Annotated in this window: 14 protein-coding genes; 9 read left to right on the forward strand and 5 right to left on the reverse strand. The window is 70.7% G+C overall.

The features are described from left to right. Genes ACZ43H_RS09585 through ACZ43H_RS09625 form a run of 9 tightly spaced genes read left to right on the forward strand, consistent with a single transcriptional unit; the run spans position 1 to position 14,236 of the window. Positions 1 to 888 carry an alpha/beta fold hydrolase gene (locus tag ACZ43H_RS09585; protein WP_464589705.1) on the forward strand — a complete coding sequence of 296 codons (888 nt, stop codon included), beginning with the start codon at positions 1 to 3 and terminating at the stop codon, positions 886 to 888. Continuing rightward, on the forward strand, positions 885 to 2,381 hold the full coding sequence (locus ACZ43H_RS09590) for a S10 family peptidase (RefSeq protein ID WP_464589707.1): 1,497 nt from the start codon (positions 885 to 887) through the stop codon (positions 2,379 to 2,381). Before ACZ43H_RS09585 ends, ACZ43H_RS09590 begins: the two co-directional genes overlap by 4 nt. After that, on the forward strand, positions 2,378 to 4,369 hold the full coding sequence (locus ACZ43H_RS09595; protein ID WP_464589709.1) for a S9 family peptidase: 1,992 nt from the start codon (positions 2,378 to 2,380) through the stop codon (positions 4,367 to 4,369). The genes ACZ43H_RS09590 and ACZ43H_RS09595 overlap by 4 nt, the downstream gene beginning before the upstream one ends. Continuing rightward, positions 4,366 to 5,919: a GMC family oxidoreductase gene (locus tag ACZ43H_RS09600; protein WP_464589711.1), complete on the forward strand. Its 1,554-nt coding sequence runs from the start codon at positions 4,366 to 4,368 to the stop codon at positions 5,917 to 5,919. Before ACZ43H_RS09595 ends, ACZ43H_RS09600 begins: the two co-directional genes overlap by 4 nt. Continuing rightward, positions 5,916 to 7,346 (forward strand): aldehyde dehydrogenase family protein, encoded by a 1,431-nt coding sequence (locus tag ACZ43H_RS09605; RefSeq protein WP_464589713.1) that lies wholly within the window; start codon positions 5,916 to 5,918, stop codon positions 7,344 to 7,346. The genes ACZ43H_RS09600 and ACZ43H_RS09605 overlap by 4 nt, the downstream gene beginning before the upstream one ends. A 47-nt stretch (positions 7,347 to 7,393) precedes the next feature. After that, entirely contained in the window at positions 7,394 to 8,416 is a 1,023-nt protein-coding gene (locus ACZ43H_RS09610) for a dipeptidase (RefSeq protein ID WP_464589715.1), read from the forward strand. After that, positions 8,416 to 10,698 (forward strand): S9 family peptidase, encoded by a 2,283-nt coding sequence (locus ACZ43H_RS09615; protein WP_464589717.1) that lies wholly within the window; start codon positions 8,416 to 8,418, stop codon positions 10,696 to 10,698. The genes ACZ43H_RS09610 and ACZ43H_RS09615 overlap by 1 nt, the downstream gene beginning before the upstream one ends. Before the next feature lie 51 nt (positions 10,699 to 10,749). Further along, positions 10,750 to 13,038, forward strand: a complete 2,289-nt coding sequence (locus tag ACZ43H_RS09620; RefSeq protein WP_464589719.1) for a S9 family peptidase — start codon at positions 10,750 to 10,752, stop codon at positions 13,036 to 13,038. A gap of 55 nt (positions 13,039 to 13,093) precedes the next feature. Further along, the gene (locus ACZ43H_RS09625) at positions 13,094 to 14,236 is read left to right on the forward strand and encodes a hypothetical protein (RefSeq protein WP_464589721.1); all 1,143 of its coding nucleotides are present in this window, start codon (positions 13,094 to 13,096) and stop codon (positions 14,234 to 14,236) included. A gap of 106 nt (positions 14,237 to 14,342) precedes the next feature. Here the strand turns inward: ACZ43H_RS09625 and ACZ43H_RS09630 are convergent, their stop codons facing one another. The 5 genes from ACZ43H_RS09630 to ACZ43H_RS09650 form a co-directional block, all read right to left on the reverse strand. After that, positions 14,343 to 15,263, reverse strand: coding sequence for an alpha/beta fold hydrolase (locus tag ACZ43H_RS09630; RefSeq protein WP_464589723.1), 921 nt, complete (start codon positions 15,261 to 15,263; stop codon positions 14,343 to 14,345). A 55-nt stretch (positions 15,264 to 15,318) separates the two neighbouring features. Further along, positions 15,319 to 16,836, reverse strand: coding sequence for an amidase (locus ACZ43H_RS09635; protein ID WP_464589725.1), 1,518 nt, complete (start codon positions 16,834 to 16,836; stop codon positions 15,319 to 15,321). 93 nt (positions 16,837 to 16,929) lie between these two features. Beyond that, positions 16,930 to 18,807, reverse strand: coding sequence for a dipeptide ABC transporter ATP-binding protein (locus ACZ43H_RS09640; RefSeq protein WP_464589727.1), 1,878 nt, complete (start codon positions 18,805 to 18,807; stop codon positions 16,930 to 16,932). Beyond that, positions 18,804 to 19,670, reverse strand: coding sequence for an ABC transporter permease (locus ACZ43H_RS09645; RefSeq protein ID WP_464589729.1), 867 nt, complete (start codon positions 19,668 to 19,670; stop codon positions 18,804 to 18,806). The genes ACZ43H_RS09640 and ACZ43H_RS09645 overlap by 4 nt, the downstream gene beginning before the upstream one ends. Then, entirely contained in the window at positions 19,670 to 20,632 is a 963-nt protein-coding gene (locus ACZ43H_RS09650; protein ID WP_464589731.1) for an ABC transporter permease, read from the reverse strand. Before ACZ43H_RS09650 ends, ACZ43H_RS09645 begins: the two co-directional genes overlap by 1 nt. Positions 20,633 to 20,707: the final 75 nt, after the last annotated feature.

Genomic DNA, 20,707 nt, shown 5'->3' on the forward strand with positions numbered 1-20,707 from the left:
ATGCCGATCCTGACTCGGCCGGACGGGCGCGACCTCGCCTGGGAGGAGCAGGGGGACCCGCGCGGGACTCCGCTGCTGTCCCTGCACGGCTCCCCCGGCAGCCGCATGAACCGGCCCCCGGTCCACCAGCGGCTGATCGAGGCGCACATCCGCCAGATCACCTTCGACCGGCCGGGCTACGGATTCTCCACCCCGCAACCGGGCCGACGGGTGCTCGACGTCGCTGCCGACGTGGAGGCGCTGCTCGACGCGCTCGGCATCGAGCGGACCGCCGTCACGGGCGGCTCCGGCGGCGGACCCCATGCCTTGGCCGTGGCGACTGCTCTCCCCGACCGGTGCACCGTCGTGCACTGCAACGTGGGGGTGGCGCCGTACGACCGGATGGGTGAGGCGTTCCTCGATGGCATGGACCCGAAGAACGTCCAGCGGTTCCGTACGTCACAGCTGGGCCGCGAGGCCGCCGCCGAGATCATGGGGCCCGACCTGGAGGAGATCGTCGAGCAGGCGCGCACCGACCCGGGCAACGTCTTCGCCGACATGGACCTCCCGGAAACCGATCGGGCGGTCCTGCGCGAGCTCGGCTCCTCCATCACGGCCGGGTTCGTCGAGGCCGGGCGGCAAGGACCCTGGGGGTTCGTCGACGACTTCATCGCCATCGGGAGCCCCTGGGGCTTCGACCCGTCCGAGGCCAGCGCGCCCGTGATCCTCGAGTACGGCCGGAACGACGTCAACGTGCCCGCCTCGCACGGCGACTGGCTCGCGGCCCACGTGCCCCACGTCGAGCTGCGCGTCCACGAGGACGGCGGCCACCTCAAGGGACCGGAGCAGTGGTTCGCGACCGCCCTCGACCTCACCCGCTTCGCTGACCACAAGGAGTCCTCGTCATGACCGGAACCGCCACGGACCTCGCCCCCGCCACCGCGACCGACCCGACGACCAGCGGGCAGCCGCTCAAGGACCACCAGGTCGTCACGGACCACACGGTCACGATCGGCGGGCACACGGTCGAATACACGGCGAAGGCCGGGCGGATGGTGCTGCACGACGCCAAGGACGGCCGTCCCACCATGGCCCTGTTCTACGTCGCCTACCTGCGCCGCGACGTGGAGTCGACGAAGGACCGTCCCCTCGTCTTCCTCTGGAACGGCGGGCCCGGGTCGTCGACGATCTGGCTGCACATGTACAGCGTCGGCCCCCGTCGTGTGGTCTTCGAGAACGACGTGCTCCACGACAACTCGCGGTGGGAGCTCACGGACAACGAGCACTCGATCCTCGACGTCGCGGACCTGGTGTTCCTCGACGCCCCGGGCACCGGTTTCAGTCGCTTCGCCCCGGGCGAGGACCCGGTCACCTTCCACGGGATCGACCCCGACGCCGCAGCGATCGGCGACTTCGTGGCCGAGTTCACCCGGCGCGAGCGACGCAGCGAGAGTCCGCTCGTCCTCCACGGCGAGAGCTACGGAACGCTGCGCACCCCCGTCGTGGCCGAGTACCTCGAGTACCCGCGCGGCCTGCCCGTGGACGGCATCGTGCTGACGTCGTCGCTGATGGACCTCGCCGGCGCGACGTTCGGCGACGGCGCCAGCCCCAACCTCGGGGCCGTCGGGATGCTGCCGACCTACGCCGCCACCGCGCTCTACCACGGTGTCATCGAGGGTGAGCTCACGGACGTCGTCGAGGAGGCCGAGCGGTTCGCGCTCGAGGAGTACTCGGTCGCCCTGCTCAAGGGTTCCCGGCTCACCGACACCGAGCGCGACCGCATCGCCAGGCGGGTCGCCGAGCTCAGCGGGCTGTCGCCGTCGTACGTCTCCGGTGCGAACCTCCAGGTGAACCTCTGGCGCTTCCACCGTGAGCTGCTGCGCGACCGGCGCCGGACGGTGGGACGCCTGGACACCCGGTGGGTCGGGGTGTCGTCGGACAACGTCGGCGAGGCGTTCGAGGACGACCCCAGCATGTCGGCGATCGTGGCTCCCGCCACGAGGGCGTTCGACGCCTACGTCCACCGGGACCTGGGGTGGGACCACGAGCCGAGCCTGCCCTACCTCTACCAGACCGAGTTCCCCGAGTGGCGGCACCGGGAGAGCCAGAAGAACGGCATCTGGACGCCCCAGCTCGAGGTCGCCTCGGTGCTGCGGGGGGTCATGAACCGCTCGCCCCAGCTCAAGGTCCTGCTGCAGAGCGGCTACTACGACGTCGGCACGCCGTACTTCCCCGCCGAGCTGACCTTCGACCACATGCAACTCGAGCCGGAGCGCGCCGCCAACGTGACCATGAACCGCTACGAGGCCGGGCACATGATGTACGTCCACGAGCCGTCGCTCGTCCAGATGCGCGCCGATCTGCTCACGTTCCTGTCCATCCTGCGTGGCGGGAAGCGATGACCCCACCGTCCCGCCGTGCGGTAGCGGCGCGGGTGACGCTGGCCGACGACCCACGCGCCCCTCGACTGATCCCGGTGGAGGAGATGTTCGCCGACCCCGCCTTCAGCGGGGCGTCGATCTCGCCCGACGGAAGGCGCCTGGCCTACCTGGCGCCGGCGCACGGCCGGACCAACGTGTGGGTGCGCGGTGTCGACCAGGACCACGAGGATGCCGTGTGCGTCACCCACGACACCCGGCGCGGCATCAGGACCTACCACTGGACCGACGACCCACGGTGGCTGCTCTACCAGCAGGACACGGACGGCAACGAGGACTGGCACCTCTACCGCATCGACCTCGAGGCGCCGGACGATCCGGCCGTCGACCTGACACCCATGGGCCCGGGGTCGCGGGTCATGGCCGTGAACACCCCCACGTCCGACCCGGGCACCGTCCTCGTCTCGATGAACCGGCGACCGCTGTTCGTCGACACTTTCCGGATCCGCATCGCCACCGGCGAGACGACGCTGCACCTGCAGAACGACTCGATGACCACGGCGTACGCCTTCGGTCCGGGCGGGGAGGCGGTGACGAGCGAGTCGGTGCCGGAGGGCTGGGCGATCCGCGCCGTCGACGCGTCCACCGGCAGGCAGCGGCTGCTCTGCGTCTTGCCCGGTGACGAGCACCCGTTCGGCCCGGCTCCCCTCGTCGTCACGCCCGACGGCACGGGGGTGTTGACCGGCGCGTACGGCGACTCGGACGAACTACGGCTGGTCCGCCTCGACACGGAGACCGGGGAGCGGAGCGTCGTGGCGGCGATGCCCGGTCGCAGCCTCTGCATCGCCGCCTCGGTCAGCCCGGTCCATCCCCCGACCGTCCTGACCAGCACGTCCACCGGTGAGGTGCTGGCAGCACGGTTCGTAGGTGATCGCCCCACCTGGCAGGTCGTGTGCCCGAGGTTCGCCGAGGTCTACGAGGCGCTGTCAGCGCTGTCCGACGGGGTGCTCGCCCGGGCCACGTCCGACGAGGACGAGCGCCTCTGGGTCGCCACCTTCACGCACGACCGAGAGCCGGGACTGGCCTACCTCTACGACCACCGGACCGGCGAGAGCAGGTTGCTCTTCCGGCCCTACCCACAGCTCGACCCCGCGGAGCTGGCGCCGATGACCGCCGTGACGCTGACGGCGCGCGACGGCCTGCCCCTGTCCGCTTTCCTCACACTGCCGATCGGCGTCGAGCCGACGTCCCTCCCCCTGGTGCTGAAGGTCCACGGCGGACCGTGGTGGCACGACCAGTGGGGATTCGACCCGGGCGCGCAGTTCCTCGCGAACCGCGGCTATGCCGTGCTGATGGTCAACTTCCGGGGTTCGTCCGGCTACGGCAGGCACCACACCACCGCGGCGATCGGCGAGTTCGCCGGCGCGATGCACGACGACCTCATCGACGCGACGGACTGGGCGGTGGCCCAGGGATGGGCGGACCCCGACCGCCTGGGCATCTTCGGTGGCTCGTACGGCGGCTACGCGGCACTCGTCGGGGTGACCTTCACCCCGGACCACTTCGCCGCGGCCGTCGACTACGTCGGCGTCTCCGACTTCGGGAACCTCCTGCGCACCCTGCCGGAGTTCGTGCGTCCGCAGCTCACCCACAGCTTCCACCGCTACCTGGGAGATCCGAGCGACGCCGCCGGCGAGGCCGAGATCCGCGCTCGTTCCCCCATCACCAGGCTCGACGAGGTCCGCACCCCTCTCCTGGTGGCCCAGGGAGCCAACGACGTGCGCGTCGTCAGGGCGGAGGCCGACAACGTGGTCGAGGCGTTGAGCGCGCGGGGAGTGCAGGTGGAGTACCTCGTCGCGGACGACGAGGGGCATGGCTTCCAAAACCCGGAGAACGTCATGGCGCTCCACCGGGCCATCGAACGCCACTTCGGCGAACACCTCGGGGGCCGCACCACCGCGCAGGCCCCGTCCGACGACCCGGATTCCCTGACCACAGGAGCGCCTCGATGACACCCAACTACGACACGATCGTCGTCGGCGCCGGCTCCGCCGGAGCCGCGCTAGCCGCCCGCCTGACCGAGGACGACGGGCGTCGCGTCCTGCTGCTGGAGGCCGGCCCGGACTATCGGTCGGCGGACACACCGGTCGAGATCCGCAGCATCGAGCCCGCCGCTATCCAGCCGACGGCGGCCCTAGCCGGCAGTCACACCTACCCCCGCCTGACGGCGACGAGGTCGACGGTCCAGGAGCCCCACGTCTACGCCCGCGGCCGCGGCGTCGGCGGCAGCTCGTCCGTGAACGGCCTGTTCGCCATCCGCCCGACCGTCGAGGACTTCGACGGCTGGGCGGCCGCCGGCTGCACCGGCTGGAGCTTCGACGAGGCGCTCCCCCTGCTCAACCGGCTCGAGGCCGACCAGGACTTCGGCGCCGAGCCCTACCACGGAGACGACGGTCCGATCCCGATCAGCCGCCCGCGCCGGGAGGACTTCGCAACCCTGGAGGCATCTCTCGACGCGGCTGCCACCCGGCTCGGCCACGGGTGGGCGCCCGACCACAACGCCCCCGGCACGACCGGCCTGTCGCCGTACGCCTTCAACAGCCTCGGCACGATCCGCGTCTCGACCAACGACGGCTACCTCGAGCCGGCGCGGGACCGCGCAGGCCTGACGGTGCAGGGCGACGCCCTCGTCGACCGGGTGCTCTTCGACGGCACGCGTGCCATCGGCGTCCGGGTGATCGTGGCGGGGCGGGCCCTCGAGGTCAGGGCCGAGGAGGTCGTGATCGCTGCCGGCGCCATCCACACCCCGGCGATCCTGCAGCGGTCCGGCGTCGGACGGCCCGACGAGCTGCGCGTCCTGGGCATCGAGTCGCTCGTGGACCTGCCGGTGGGCCACGGCCTCCAGGAGCACGCCGGCATGTCGATGGGCGTGGCCCTGCACGAGGTGTTCGACTACGGCTCGCGGCCCTCCCGCGGCCAGCTGTGCCTCCGCTTCACCACGGGCGTGGGACGCGAGTCCAACGACGCGATGATCGCCGTGCCGGGGGCCCTGGGCATCGGCGTCCCCGTCGGTGGGATCGTGGGCTGGAGCAACCGCGTCCTGTCGACCGGCCGGGTCACGGTCGTCTCGACCGACCCGTCGCTGGACCCGCGAGTCGACTTCAACATGCTCTCGGAGCCGGACGACCTGCGTCGCTTCCGCGTCGTCGTCGACCAGCTGCGCGAGCTCGCAGCGCAGCCGGAGGTGCAGCGCGCGGGCACCGTCCTGGGCCTGGGATCGGCGATGGTGTCGCCGGACATGACTATGTCGGAGAGCGAGTTCGGCGAGTTCGCCCTGTCACAAGTGACCGACACGGTGCACGCGACCGGGACCTGCCGGATGGGGCGCGACGACGACCCGCGATGCGTGACCGACCCGGCGGGGCGCGTCCTGGGCCTCTCGGGGCTCCGCGTCGCCGACACGAGCCTGCTGCCGTGGACCCCTCGTGCCAACACCAACCTGGCCGCCATCTTCGTCGGCGAGAAGATCGCCGACGCCATGCGTCAGGAGGTCCGCGCATGACCACGTCCGGCTCCAGCCGCGTGCGCGAGCTCGTGGGCGGCACGATCGCGGTGCCGAGCGAGGACCTGGAGACCGTGCTCACCGATCCCGACACCGGTGACGACCTCTTCGCACAACGTGCGAGCTCGGCGGCGAGCGTGGAGCGTGCCGTCGCGACCGCCGCGAAGGTGCACGCCGACGGCACGTGGTCACACCTTCCCGCGACCGAGCGGGCGACGGCGTTGCGGTCGCTGCGCGACGAGCTCACCGCGCGTGCCGAGGAGATCGGGCGGGGTGACAGCCTGGGCAGCGGCGTGCCGCTCACCACCACGTCGGCGCTGACGGCCGGGACGGCGACGCTGCTCGACGTCGCAGCGACCCGGGTCGAAGCCGGCTTCGGTCACGAGGAGCGCGACTCGAGCGCGGGGCCCACCGACCAGTGGCGGCTCCCCTGGGGCCCCGTCGCGGTGTTCCTCCCGTGGAACGCCCCCGCGCCGACCGCCATCGTCAAGATGTCCGAGGCCCTCGTGGCCGGTTGTCCCGTCATCGTCAAGCCGTCCGAGTGGGCCCCGCACTTCTCCGGGGCCTTCGCCGACGCTGTTGCGGCGAGCCTGCCCGAGGGTGTCGTGCAGATCCTCCACGGCGATCGACGTGTCGGGGCGTCCATCGTGGAGGACGATCGCATCACCGCGGTCTCCTACACCGGCGGCGTCGAGGGCGGCCGGGCAGTGGCCGAGGCGTGCGCCCGCCAGCTCAAGCCGGCCAACCTGGAGCTGTCCGGCAACAACCCCGTCGTCGTCCTGTCCGACGCCGACCCCGCGACCGTCGTCGAAGAGGTCATTGGTGGGATGCTCTTCCTCAACGGGCAGTACTGCGCCGGGCCCCGGCGACTGGTGGTGCCCGAGGACCAGGCCGCGGACTACGTGAGGCGCTTCTCGACCGCGCTCGAGACGGTCACGATCGCAGCCACTACCGATCCGGCGAGCCAGCTGGGTCCCCTGTCGAACCGTGCGCACCGCGAGAAGGTCGAGGCGCAGGTCGCGGCCTTCGCCGACCTCGGGTGCGAGATCCACCGTCACGGGCGGCTGCCCCCCGCGGGTGGTCACTTCACACAACCGACCGTGATCCTCGCCGACCGGGGCGCCGGGATCCGCGACGAGATCTTCGGGCCGGTCCTGCTCGTGCGGACCTACCGCGACCTCGAAGAGGCCGTCAGCGTCGCCAACGACCATCCGTACGGTCTGAGCGGGCACGTCTTCAGCGCCCGGCGCGACGCGGCCCGCGAGGTCGGCCGAGAGCTGCGAGCCGCCTTCATCAAGGTCAACCACGTGATGTCGGCCCCGGCCGACATCGCCCCGATCGGCAGCTACTGGGGCGTCAGCGGCCTGGGCTCCGTCGGCCTCGGCGAGGGTGCATCGTTCTTCAGCGGCGCCCGCTTCGTCGGCTGATCCCCACCTCTACTGCAAGTCACTTCCACGCGCACAGGAGACACCACGTGATCAACACCTACGTCGGCCCCACCATCGGGCTGGTCATGGACGGCCACCGCCTCGACCCGCATGCGCAGGTACTGCGCGAGCACCTACCGGCCTGGCGCGAGGGCGGCCTGACCGGTGCCGTCATGCAGGTCTCCGAGTGGCCGACGATCGGGATGCTCATGTCGGAGGTCCACCGCTCCGAGGGCGAGCTGACGCTGTGCACCACCCGCGCCGAGTTCGACAACCGCCCCGCGGGATCCTTCGGGCTGTTCCTGTCGGTCGAGGGCTACATCAACTTCGCCGGTGACTTCGACGCCCTCCACACCCTCTCCGAGCTGGGGGTCATCGCGCACACGTTCTCGCACAACATGCAGAACCTGCTGTGCACCGGCTGCAACGACCGCGCCGGCGAGGGGGGCTTCACCCAGTTGGGCAAGGCCACTCTCAAGGAGCTGGAGACGCTGCCGATGATGGTCGACCTCGTGCACATGTCACGTGCGTCGTTCTGGGACGCGCTCGACCTCTACGACGGCGACGTCTTCGTCTCCCACGCCAACGCCGACGCCGTGTGCCCCCACCCGCGCAACCTGACCGACGACCAGATCCGGGCGGTCGCCGAGCGCCACGGCGTGGTCGGGCTGACGACCTACCGCGGCTACGTGACCACCGACCCCTATGCCGCGACGCTCGCGGACCTGCTCGACCACGCCATGCACATCTACGACCTCGTCGGCGCCCAGCACCTCTCGATCGGTGCCGACTTCTCGGGTCCCAGCGTCGACGAGCTCACCCCCGCGCTGCAGGCCGCCCTCAGCGGCGCGGACCCCGACAACGCCTACGGCCTCGGCGCCGACGGCGCCGACATCTACCGGATGGGCCCGAAGGGCCTCGAGGACGCCAGCCGGCTCAACGCCCTGCTCGAGGGCCTCGCGGACCGGGGACTCAGTGCGGAGGAGCTCGACCTGGTCGCGGGCGGCTCCTACCTCACGATGCTGGAACGCACCCGTCCCTCCATGCCTGCCGACGGGACGGTCGCCTGATGACCACCTCCGCGCCCGAACGTGCCGAGACCACCCGGGACCTCGCGGCCAGGTACGCCCGGGCCGAGTCCATGCAGGCGTACGCCATGAAGCGGCTCATCCCCTCCTTCAACGTCGTGCCCGGCTGGATCGGGGACACCGACGTCTTCTGGTACCGCAACCAGACCACCTCGGGCCACGAGTTCGTCCTCGTCGACCCGTCCGCCGGCACCAGGCGTCCGGCCTTCGACCACCCCCGGCTCGCGGCGGCGCTGGCCCCCGTCGTGGAGCAGGACGTCGATCCGCAGGCCCTGCCGTTCTCCGCCATCGAGCCGCGGGACGGGGTGGTCAGGTTCGCGGTCGGCCGCTCACAGCTCGAGGCCTCGCTCGACGACTACACCATCAAGGTGTTGGGCCCGGTCCGGTCCGGCGAGTCACTCTCGCCCGACGGCCGCTGGGCGGTCTTCCAGCGTGACCACGACCTGTACGTGCGCGACACGACGACCGATGCCGTACGACGGCTGACCGCCGACGGGACGGCCGGCCACGCCTACGGCGGCGTGACCGACCCCGTGTCCGAGATCGTGAAGCACGAGAACCTCGGCACCAGTGCTCCGCCCCAGGTCGTGTGGTCACCGGACTCGAGCCGGTTCGTCACCCACCGCCTCGACCAGCGCGAGGTCGGGCTCATGCACCTCGTGCGCTCGGCCCCTCTCGACGGCGGCCGGCCGCGAGCGCTGTCCTACCACTACTCGCTCCCGGGCGACGAGCACCAGGCCACCGCCGAGTTCTTCGTCGTCGACGTGGCGACGGGTTCGTCGGTGGCCGCGAAGTGCGAGCCGATCTTCATGCCGTTCGTCCCCGCGATTGCCTACAACTGGGTGTGGTGGTCGGCGGACCAGTCGAAGGTCTACTGGCTGTCCAACGACCGCGGCGACCACCGCGGCGCCCTGCACCAGCTCGATCCGAACACCGGTGACGTCACCGTGCTGGTCGAGGAGACCAGCGAGTCGCACGTCCTGTACGGGCCGCAGCAGCAGGACCGTAACGTGCGCACCCTCTCGAGCGGCGAGGTGCTGTGGTGGTCGCAGCGCAGCGGCTGGGGACACCTCTACCTCTACGGCGACGACGGGGAGGTCACGACGCTCACATCGGGCGACTGGATGGTGCGCCACGTCGTCACCGTCGACGAGCACGCCCGTCGCGTCGTCTTCACCGCGGGTGGCCACGACCCCGACGCCGACCCCTACCTGCAGCAGCTGTGCTCGGTGTCGCTCGACGGTGGTGAGGTCACCGCGATCACCACCGACGGACTCGACCATGCGTCCACGCCCTCGCCGTCAGGGGCGTTCTTCGTCGACGTCAGCTCACGCTGGGACACCCCGCCGGTCTCGGTGCTGCGCGACCGGTCCGGCGCGGTGGTGATGGAGCTCGAGAAGGCCGACGCCTCCGCGCTGTACGCCGCCGGCTGGACGCCGCCGGAGAGGGTCGTGGTGAAGGCCGCCGACGGCGTCACCGACCTCTGGTGCGCGATCTACAAGCCCTTCGGCTTCGACCCGGAGAAGTCCTACCCGGTGGTCGACGAGATCTACCCCGGGCCCCAGATCTCGACCGCTCCGCTGCGCTTCCCGTTGAGCGGCGGCACCATGACCGGCGAGCTGCACGGCGCGACCTTCGCCGCCCTCGGGTTCGTGGCGGTGGCCGTCGACGCCCGTGGAAGCGCCCTGCGCTCGCAGCCGTTCCAGGACCATTCCCGCAGGTCCGGCGACGCGGTCTTCGTCGACGACCACGCCGCTGCCATCGCCCAGCTCGGCCAGACGCGCCCGTGGATGGACCTGGACCGGGTCGGGATCTACGGCCACTCGGCCGGCGGCTACGGCTCCACCCGGGCGATGCTCCAACGGCCCGACTTCTTCAAGGCCGCGGTGTCCTCGAGCGGCAACCACGACAACAGGGTGAACCACGCCTGGTGGGGCGAGAAGTTCTTCGGCCTCGTCGACGACTTCGACTTCGAGGCCCAGTCGAACACCAGCCTGGCCGACCGGCTGGAGGGCAAGCTGCTGCTGGTGCACGGCGAGATGGACGACAACGCCGTGCCGCACGGCACGATGCGCCTCGTCGACGCCCTCATCCGGGCCAACAAGGACTTCGACCTACTGATCGTCCCTAACGCCGACCACAGCCTGATGCACTACCGCGCCTACTTCGTCCGCCGCCGGTGGGACTTCTTCGTCCGGCACCTGCTGGGTGAGACACCTCCGGACTACCGGCTCGCCGACGTCCCGCTCGACCCCTTGGCGTAGGCACGGCGCACCGTCCGCCATCACCCCCACGACCGACACCCAGGAGCATCTGTGACCGACGACGATCTCGCCCGCCGCTACGCGGACGCGGAGGCGTTGCTGCCCCACCACCTCAAGAGGCTGGTGCTGCACGGGCAGGTCCAGCCCGCCTGGATCCGCGACACCGAGACCTTCTGGTACCGCGACCGGGGCGAGTCCGGGGCCCGGTTCGTGCTGGTGGACGCGGAGGCGCGGACCCAGCGGCCGGCGTTCGACCACGAGCAGATGGCCGCAGCGCTCGGCCGCGTCCTCGACGAGGAGTACGACGCCGACGACCTCCCCTTCGTCGGCATCGAGGTGGTCGACGGGGGCGACGGGGGCGCCGTGCAGGTGGTCGTCGGCGAGCAGCGCATCGAGGTCACGCTCGACACCTACGACGCGACGATCCTCGGCCCCGCGCACCCGTCGGAAGCACGCTCGCCCGACGGCCGCTGGTCGGTGGGGGTAAAGGACCACAACCTCTACCTGCGCGACACCACCACCCAGGAGGTGCGGCAGCTCACGACGGACGGCGAGAAGGACAACGCGTACGGCGCCACCACCGACGCGGTCGCGGGGAAGGTCATGCAGGAGAACCTGGGGTTCACCCCGCCTCCCCTAGTGCTGTGGTCGCCGGACTCGCGTCGTCTCGTCACGCACCGCCTCGACCAGCGGGAGGTGGAGCTCACGCACCTCGTGCGTTCCTCGCCGCGCGACGGTGGCCGGCCCGAGCTCATGAGCTACCGCTACCCGACCGTCGGCGACGACCGGTTCGCCCAGGCGACACTCGTCGTCCTCGACGCGGAGACGGGCGAGATCACGCCGGCGGACTGCGATCCGGTCGCCACCCCGTTCGTCCCGGCCCTCGCGCTCGGCTTCGTGTGGTGGAGCGACGACTCGACCAAGGTCCACTTCATCACGAGCGACCGCGGCGACCGGGTCTCCCGCATCCACGAGCTCGACCCCGTCGGCGGAGGCGTCACGCTGCTCGTCGAGGAGGCCAGCGACACCACCATCCTCTACGGGCCGCACTACCACGAGCGCAACATCGAGGTCCTGGGCACCGGCGAGGTGGTGCTCTGGTCCGAGCGCACCGGGTGGGCGCACCTGTACCTCCACGGGACCGACGGCGCCGCCACCGCCCTGACCTCTGGCGACTGGGTCGTCCGCAGGATCATCGGCGTCGACGAGCAGGCACGCCGCGTCGTGTTCGCCGCAGCCGGACGCGACGGCAGCGACCCCTACCTGCAGGAGCTGTGCTCGGTCTCGCTCGACGGCGGGGAGATCACCACCATCACCGCCGACGGCCTAGACCACGATGCACGGCCGTCGCCCTCCGGCCGGTACTTCGTCGACGTGATGTCGCGTCACGACGTGCCCGGGATCTCCGTGCTGCGCGACGCCACGGGCGACATCGTCCTCGAGCTCGAGCAGGCCGACGCGTCCGCGCTGTACGCCGCCGGGTGGACGCCTCCGCAGCGCGTCACCGTCACCTCCGCCGACGGTGTCACCGAGCTCAACTGCGGCATCTACCTCCCGCACGACTTCGACCCCTCGAAGCGCTACCCCGTGCTGGACGAGATCTACGCCGGGGTGCACGTCTCCACCACTCCCCTGCGCTTCCCGCAGTCCGGTGGACCGACCACCGCGGAGCGGTCCGGAGCGGTCTTCGCCGCGCTCGGGTTCGTGGTGGTCACCGTCGATGCCCGCGGCACCGCGCTGCGGCACCAGGCGTTCCGGGACCACACCCGCATCGCGGGCCGCCCGCAGTTCGTCGACGACCACGTGGCGGCGATCAACCAGCTGGCGGAGAGCCGGCCCTGGATGGACCTCGACCGGGTCGGCATCTTCGGCCACTCCGGGGGTGGCTACGGCTCGACACGGGCGATGCTCGAGGCCCCGGGCTTCTTCCGAGTCGCCGTCTCCTCGTCCGGTGACCACGACGACAGCGCCTACCACGCCTGGTGGGGCGAGAAGTTCTTCGGCCTGGCCGAGGAGTACGACTACACCTCCCACGCCAACAGGTCGCTGGCCGGGAACCTCCGCGGCAGGCTCCTGCTGGTGCACGGCGAGATGGACGACAACGTCACGCCCCACCAGACGATGGCGCTCGTCGATGCCCTCATCGCGGCCGATAAGGACTTCGACCTTCTCGTCATGCCGAACGCCGAGCACAGCCTGCTGGTCAACGCGCCGTACTGGATCCGCCGGCGCTGGGACTACCTCGTCGAGCACCTCATGGACGAGGAGCCACCGCGCTACCGCATCGCCGACATCCCCCTGGACGCCGAGGCGCTGGCCGCCTTGGGGGCAGGAGCGTGACCCAGCCAGCCGATCCAGGCATCCATCCCCACGACGAACCCACGAAGGAACGCACATGCACCGAACCACCCGGATGATCGTGGCGCTCGGCTCCTCGGCCGTGATGTCCGCAGCGCTGCTGAACTCCACCGCTGCGGATGCCGCCACCACCTCGAACGTCACCACCGCCGCGAGCACCATGACCACGTCGTCACCGACGGCCGCCCGGCGAGTGGTCGTCGACCCCCCTGGACTGCGGGCCTTCCAGGCGGCCGTTGCGCCCAGCGAGTGCACGACGACCCCACTGGACGCCTACTTCGCCCGGCTCGCCGCCGAGGTGTCGGAAGAGCAGCGGGCCTTCATCGTCCAGCACCTGGACACGCTGTTCTTCGTGCCGACGTACGCCTCCCTGTTCCTCAGCCGGCCCGGCGACCCCGACTACGCGCTCGACGAGCAGGGGCCCCAGCTGCGGAGCTCCTTCCGCGACCTCAGACGGTTCTGGTCCGACGTCAGGTCGGACGACATCGAGGTGGTCGGCATGCACGGTGACGTCCTGCTCGACGCCGACCGGATCGCCGCCAGCCTGGCCGTGATGGTGAGGCTGGGAGCGATCCCGGCGATGACGAGCACGCAGATCACGACCGAGGCGAGGACGGTGGCGGACTTCATGGCCACGCAGGGCGACCTGTACCAGAGTCCGCTCTGGACGTTCGGCGCCTTCTCCTTCACCGGCGACCTCTTCACCGACCCGTGGCTCGCCGCACTGCCCGACAAGATCGTGATGGGTGACGGCACGCTCACCGCGTACGACGACCTGGGCCTCGGTGACGTCGGCCCGGAGATGGTGATGGCCCACGAGTTCGCCCACCAGGTGCAGTTCGAGCTCGGCACCTACGACTCCGGGCCTGCCGACGCGGCCGAGGCCACGCGCCGCACCGAGCTGATGGCCGATGCCATGGCCGTGTACTACGGAGTGAGCAAGAAGGGGCTCGCCCTGAACGACAAGCGCGTGGTCAACGCCCTCCTGACCTTCTACAACGTGGGCGGCTGCGCCTTCGACGACCCGAACCACCACGGGACACCCCTGCAGCGACAACGTGCCGCCGCGTGGGGCGCGGACCTGGGCGCTGCCGCCCGACCGCGGAGCCTCGTGCTCCCCTCCGAGACCGTCGCCGACCGGTTCGACGAGGCCCTCCCGCACATCACGGCCGCCGGTTAGTGACGCGTCGACGCCGCCCCGCCGCTCGGCGGGGCGGCGTCGTGACCGTTGTGGGCAAGGCAAGGCCGCTCGCGAGGCCGGTGGGGCCGGCGAGCGGTGCGGGGACTCAGGACGCGGACTTGCGGACCAGGTCGGCGACGATGTCGTCCAGCGCTGCCACCTGCACGCTGAGGTGTCCGTGGTCGGCCAGCACGTGCAGGTCGGCGCCGGGGACCGCCCGGGCGATCCACACCGAGTGGTCGGAGCTGACCATCCGGTCCTGCTTGCCGGCCCAGACCGACACCGGCGTGGTGATCGACCGCAGGTCGAAGCCCCACGGCGTGACCAGCACGAGGTCGTCCTCGAGCCAGCCCTCGACCCCGGTGGAGATCGCCTTCTGCATGCTGGCCCGCATCGTCGTGCCGAACCCGGTCGCCATCAGCTCGACGTCGACGGCGGGGAACGAGTCGCCGTACTGCTCGGCGAAGCTGTCGATCGGCTGGTCCCGCATCCCGGCGGCGGCACGCTCCAGCCACGGCGCCACCGCGTCGCGGCCCTGCTCGGCCAGCTTCCACTCCTCGGCGTTCTCCGCGCCCATCCCGGCGTAGTAGTCGAGGCCGTCGGCGTCGATCGGCGCCGGACTGACCACGGCCGCGGAAGCCAGGCAGCGGCCCGGCAGGAGGGCGGCACAGGCCAGCGTGTGGCACCCGCCGCCCGAGCAGCCCATGGACACGAAGGTGTCGATGCCGAGGTGGTCGAGGACGTCGGCGATGTCCTCCGCGACGTCCGCTGCCACGCGACCGGGGCGTGGCGAGCTAAGCCCGTACCCGGGCCGCGCCGCCATCACGAAGCGCAGCCCGTACGCGTCGCACACCTCGGCGAAGTAGTCGCGAGGAGCCAGCCCGCCGGGCGTGCCCGAGTGGAAGACCAGCGTTCCTTCCGTGCCGCTGCCGTACGTCAGCACCTCCGTGGTGCGGCCGTCGCGCACCGGCACCAGGTGGGTCTCCCACTGGCTCGTCGCGCTCCGGGTCTGGTCGTGCAGGGTCATGAGTGACGCTTCCTCTCTGTTCGGCACGGATCCGTGCGGACCCGGCGTCGGGTGGTCAGGCGAACACCGGTGGACGGCGCTCGCTCCAGGGCCGCGCGGTCTCCAGCTGCGAGGCGACCCGGATCAGGAGTGCCTCGCAGCCGTACCGGGCGGCGAGCTGCACGCCCACCGGCAGGCCCGAGTCGGTCCAGTGCAGGGGCAGACTGATGGCCGGCTGCCCAGTGAAGTTGAAGATCCCCGTGTAGGCGGTGATCGCGCCGGTCCGCTCGACGCCCAGCATGGGGTCGCACTCGGGCAATTCGAAGGTTCCGTGAGGAGGCGGCATGAAGTCGGCGTACGGAGGCGGCAGGATCGCGAGCGTCGGCGTGAGGAGCAGGTCGAGTTGCTGAGCCTCCCACCAGAGCGCCATGTCCCGCGGGAGGTCGTTGAGCAGGAACTCGTTGACCTCGATCGACGCCGCGCCCGAGGCGGCGCGCCCGAGCCGCGCGGCGTGGTGGAGCTGCGGGCCGACGTCGTCCGGGCCGAGGCTCCGGCCGAGGTCGTCGCTCCACCGGTCGAGCAGGCGTGCAGCGAACATGAACGCCGGCTGAGCAGGGACGCCGTCGTGCCAGGTCCGGCTCGTGGCGTCGACGTGGGGCGCCTCGACATGCACCACATCGTGACCGAGCGACTCCAGCAGGCGTGCCGCCTCGTCCAGGGCCACCAGATAGTGCGGGTCCGTGTCGGTCGTGCACCTCAGGAGCTGGGCGCTCTGGACACCGATGCGCAGACGGCCCGGGTCGCGACCGACCTCGTCCGCGAACGGGCGCGACGGGCGCGGGGGCACGACGGTGTCGCCGGGAGCCGGTCCCGACGTCACGTCCAGGAGCGCGGCCGTGTCGCGGACGGAGCGGGTGAGGACGTTCTCGACGTTCATGGCGGCGAGCGCCGACGTGAGCTCGTTGAACGCCGGCCCCTGCGGATTCCTCCCGCGCGAGGGCTTCAGGCCGACCAGGCCGCATGCCCCAGCCGGGATCCTGATCGAACCCCCGCTGTCGTTGCCGTGCGCCACGGGCACCATCCCGCTCGCCACGGCCGCGGCCGAGCCACTGCTCGACCCGAGCGTCGCGAGCTCGGTGTCCCACGGATTGCGGGACATGCCGTAGGACTCGGCGTCGGTCGAGTAGAGCATCATCGCCAGCTGCGCAGCGTTCGCCTTCGCCACGACGACGAAGCCGGCGGCCCGCAGGCGCGCCGCGAAGTAGGTGTCGTGCGTCGAGACGTTGCCGCGGTCCCCGAGGAACCGCATGCCGGCGGTGTAGGGGTCGCCTGCGCTCTCGCACAGCACGTCCTTGAGGATGATCGGCACTCCCCGGAACGGCCCGTCCTCCAGGGAGGACGAGCTGGCTCGCTCCCGAGCCCGTTCGAACGTGGGGTGCAGGACGGCCTCGACGAGGGGGTCGAGTCGTTCGATGCGGTCGATGGCCGCGTCGACCAGGTCGCGAGGTGACACCGTCCCTCGCCGGACCAGCTCGGCCTGCCCGACCGCGTCGAGGGCTGCCAGGTCATCGTGACGCACCAGGTGATCACCCATGCTGGTCAGGCGGCTGAGGGTCGGGCGCGCTCGAGCATGCGCAGGTCGGACTCATCGGTGATCATGCGTCGCCGCCTCAGCACGGTCGGGGGGTCATGACTTCGCGGGCGTGAGCCAGTCGCCCTCGCCGCGCGGCACCGCGCCGAGGAGCCGCGTCGTGTAGTCGTCCGAGGGGTTGTCCAGCACGGTCGTCGTGGGTCCGGACTCGACCACCTTGCCGCGGTGCATCACGTAGATGTGGTCGGAGGCCTGCCTGACGATCGAGAGGTCGTGGGTGATGAAGAGCGAGCTGATGCCACGCTCGACCCGCACCTCCTCCAGCAGGTTCATGATCTGCGCCTGCACCGACATGTCGAGTGCCGACACCGGCTCGTCACAGATCAGGACCCGGGGGCGCACGGCCAGTGCCCGGGCGATCGCCACGCGCTGCCGCTCGCCGCCGGACAGGCCCGCCGGACGACGCTGGGCGTACGCCGCCGGCAGCCCCACCGACTCCAGGAGGTCCGCCACCTGGCCGGAGAGGCCCTTGGCCCGCCCGTGGTGGGTCGTGATGGCCTCCTCCAGCGCCCAGCCGATGGTGCGCATGGGGTTGAGGCTGGAGTAGGGGTCCTGAAAGACGGTCTGGACGGACTGCCGCAGACGACGTCGGTCGCGATGGCTCAGGTCGTCCCAGCTCCGCACCGAGATGCCGTCGATCGTGATGTCGCCGCCCGTGGGTGACTCGAGGCCGACCAGCATCCGGGCGACGGTGGTTTTGCCCGACCCGGACTCGCCCACGATGCCCACGCTTTCGTCGGCGCACACGGTCAGGGAGACGCCGTCGACGGCACGCACCTGCCCGTGGGCCCCGTCGAACACCTTCTCGAGGTGGGACAGCTCGATCAGGACCTCGTCCGAGCGGAGGTCCGACGGGACGTACGCCAGGGCGTCGGCCCGGACACGCTGCCGGGCCATCTCCCCCCTGATCTGCGGCAACCGGATGCACCGGGACTCGCGACCGGACCCGACGGTGAGCAGTGGCGGGACACCGTCACGGCACTCCGGAGCCGCCCACCCGCACCGGGTGGCGAAGGCGCACATGTCGATGACCTCACCTGCCGGCGGTACGGACCCCGGGATGGCGACGAGCTCCTTGACCCGCTGCTCGACCGACGGCTCCGAGAGAAGCAGCCCCTGCGTGTAGGGATGCAGGGGCTCCTGCTGGACGTCCCGGGACTCGCCGACCTCGACCAGGGAGCCTGCGTAGAGCACCTGGATCCGGTCGCAGGTGGCGAACGCGACCCGCAGGTCGTGGGTGATGAGGACCAGACCCATGCCCCGGGCGACCTGAATCCGCTTGATCAGGGCCAGGACCTCGCGCTGGGTCACGACGTCGAGCGCCGTCGAGGGCTCATCCGCGATCAGCACCTCGGGGTCGCGTGCCAGCGCCGCCGCGATCGCGACCCGCTGACGCATGCCGCCGGACAGCTGGAAGGGATAGCGGTCCACGACCGACTCGTCGGTGATGCCGACCTCCGCGAGACGACGGATCGCCTCCCTGCGCCGGTCGGCGCGGCTCATCTTCCGGTCCGACGCGAAGGACTCCCCGAGGATCTCGCCGCAGCGGATCACGGGGTTGAGCATCGTGAACGGGTCCTGCATCACGAGGCCGATCTTCCGGCCGCGGACCGCCCGCCACTCCTTCTCCGACAGGCCCAGCAGCTCCTGCCCCCGGAACTGCGCCGACCCGGTGGCGCGGATGCTCTCCGGGAGCAGTCCCGTGAGCGCCTTCGCGGTCATCGACTTGCCGCTTCCCGACTCGCCGACGATGCCGATGCTCTCCCCCGCGCCGAGCTGGAGGTCCATGCCGGCGACGATGGTTCCGTCGACACCGAGCTCGGGTCGGTGCAGCCTCAGCTGCTTCACGCTGAGGAGCGGCGTCCCACCACCGGCTTTCGCTTCCTGCATGCGGGTCTCGGTTGACGAGGTCACCGGTTCACTCCTCGGTTGGACATCTTCTCGTAGACCAGGTCTCCGAGCAGGTTGACGGACGTGGCGGTGAGCACGATGGCGACACCCGGGGCGATGGCCGCGATCGGGTTGGTGAACAGCAGTGTCTGGCTCTCGGCCAGCATCTGGCCCCAGTCGGCCGTGCCCGGCGGGGAGCCCAGTCCGAGGAAGGACAGCCCCGAGAGTGCGATGAGCGAGGACGAGAACATGAGCACGGCGTTGGTCACGGCGGCGCTCGAGACGTTCGGCCAGATGTGCTGGAGCATGATCCGTCGGTCCGGGACGCCCAGCGCCTTGGCCGCCTCCACGTAGGGCCGCGGGGTCTGCTCGAGGACGACCGCGCGGATGACGCGCGCGTCGAACGGCAAGGACAGCACGATGAGCAGTCCGACCGCCATCCAGTAACCGCCCCCCAGTGCACCTGCCACGACGATGATGATGAGCAGCGAGGGAATGGCCACCATGAGGTCGACCCAACGCATCAGCAGCGAGTCGACGATGCCGCCCCGGTAGCCGGCCAGCAGGCCGAGGACGTTGCCGAGCAGCATCGAGGCCACGGCGATACACAGCGGGCCGATGATCGCGGACCGGGTGCCGACCACGACGCGGGAGAACACGTCGCGTCCCAGGGCGTCGGTGCCGAGCCAGTGCTCGGAGCTCGGGCCGGCCATGCTGCCGAGCACGTCCTGTGCATAGGGGTCCTGGGGCGCGAGCCACTGGCCGAAGAGCACGAGCAGCACCACGATCCCCAGGAACGCGCTGCCCAGAACGACCACCGGCGAGAAGCGACGGCCCGGGCGGGGCTCGTCGTCGAGGCCGGCGAAAGGAACCGAGATCTCAGCCATCAGGAGCTCCGTCCGAGTCGGATGCGCGGGTCGAGGGCGACGTAGGCGATGTCGGCGAGCAGGTTGGCCGTCACGATGATGACGGCGATCAGCAGCGAGAGGCCCTGAATCATCGGCATGTCGCTCTTCTGCGCCGAGGACACCAGCAGGCTTCCGAGGCCGTTGATCGAGAAGACGGACTCGACGAACACCGCGCCGATCACGAAGAAGGACACCATCGCACCGCTGATCGTCACCACCGGGATCAAAGCGTTGCGGAAGACGTACCGCTTCAGGATGTGACGCGAGTTCAGCCCTCTGGCTCGGGCGAAGGCGACGTAGTCCTGGTCGAGGACCCCGATCACGGAGGACCGGGTGTGCCGCAGCAGGAACGCCGACACGGCGAACGCCAAGGTCAGCGCGGGCAGCGTGAGGTGGTAGAGCTCGTCGACGAGTCCCTCACCGAGACCGGACGCGGGGAAGACGGGGATCAGCACCGCGAAGACGTAGAGCATGAGGATGCCGAGCACGAACGGCGGCATGCTCATCATGACGACTGCCCCGGCCACGAGCCCGCGGTCGATCGCCTTCTTCTTGCGCAGCGCGGCGTACACGCCGGGCACGATGCCGAGCACCATGGCCAGGACGTAGCCGTAGACCGCGAGAAGCATCGAGGTCCCTAGACGCGTGCTGATCTCCTCGGAGACCGGCAGGGTGCTCTGGCTGGAGACCCCGAAGTCGAGCTGCAGGGCATCGCGCGCCCACAGCCAGTACTGCACGAGGAACGGCTCGTCGAGGTTGTACCTGTCCCGCAGCGCCGCCACGAGCTCCGGCGTCCGGGGCCTCAGACCGAGGTGCGCGTCGACTGCGTCACCGGGCGCGAGGAAGGTCAGGCAGAACACGCCGAACGAGAGGACGACGAGCAGCACCGCCATGGCGCCGAGCCGTTTGGTGATGAAGAGCAGCGTGTCACGGGAGGTCATGTCCGCTCCCGTGGTTCATGGGTGGTCATCGTTGCGTACCGTGCCTTTCGTCGAGCCTGCCCGGCGGGTGGCCAG

The organism is Nocardioides sp. DN36 (assembly GCF_055380375.1).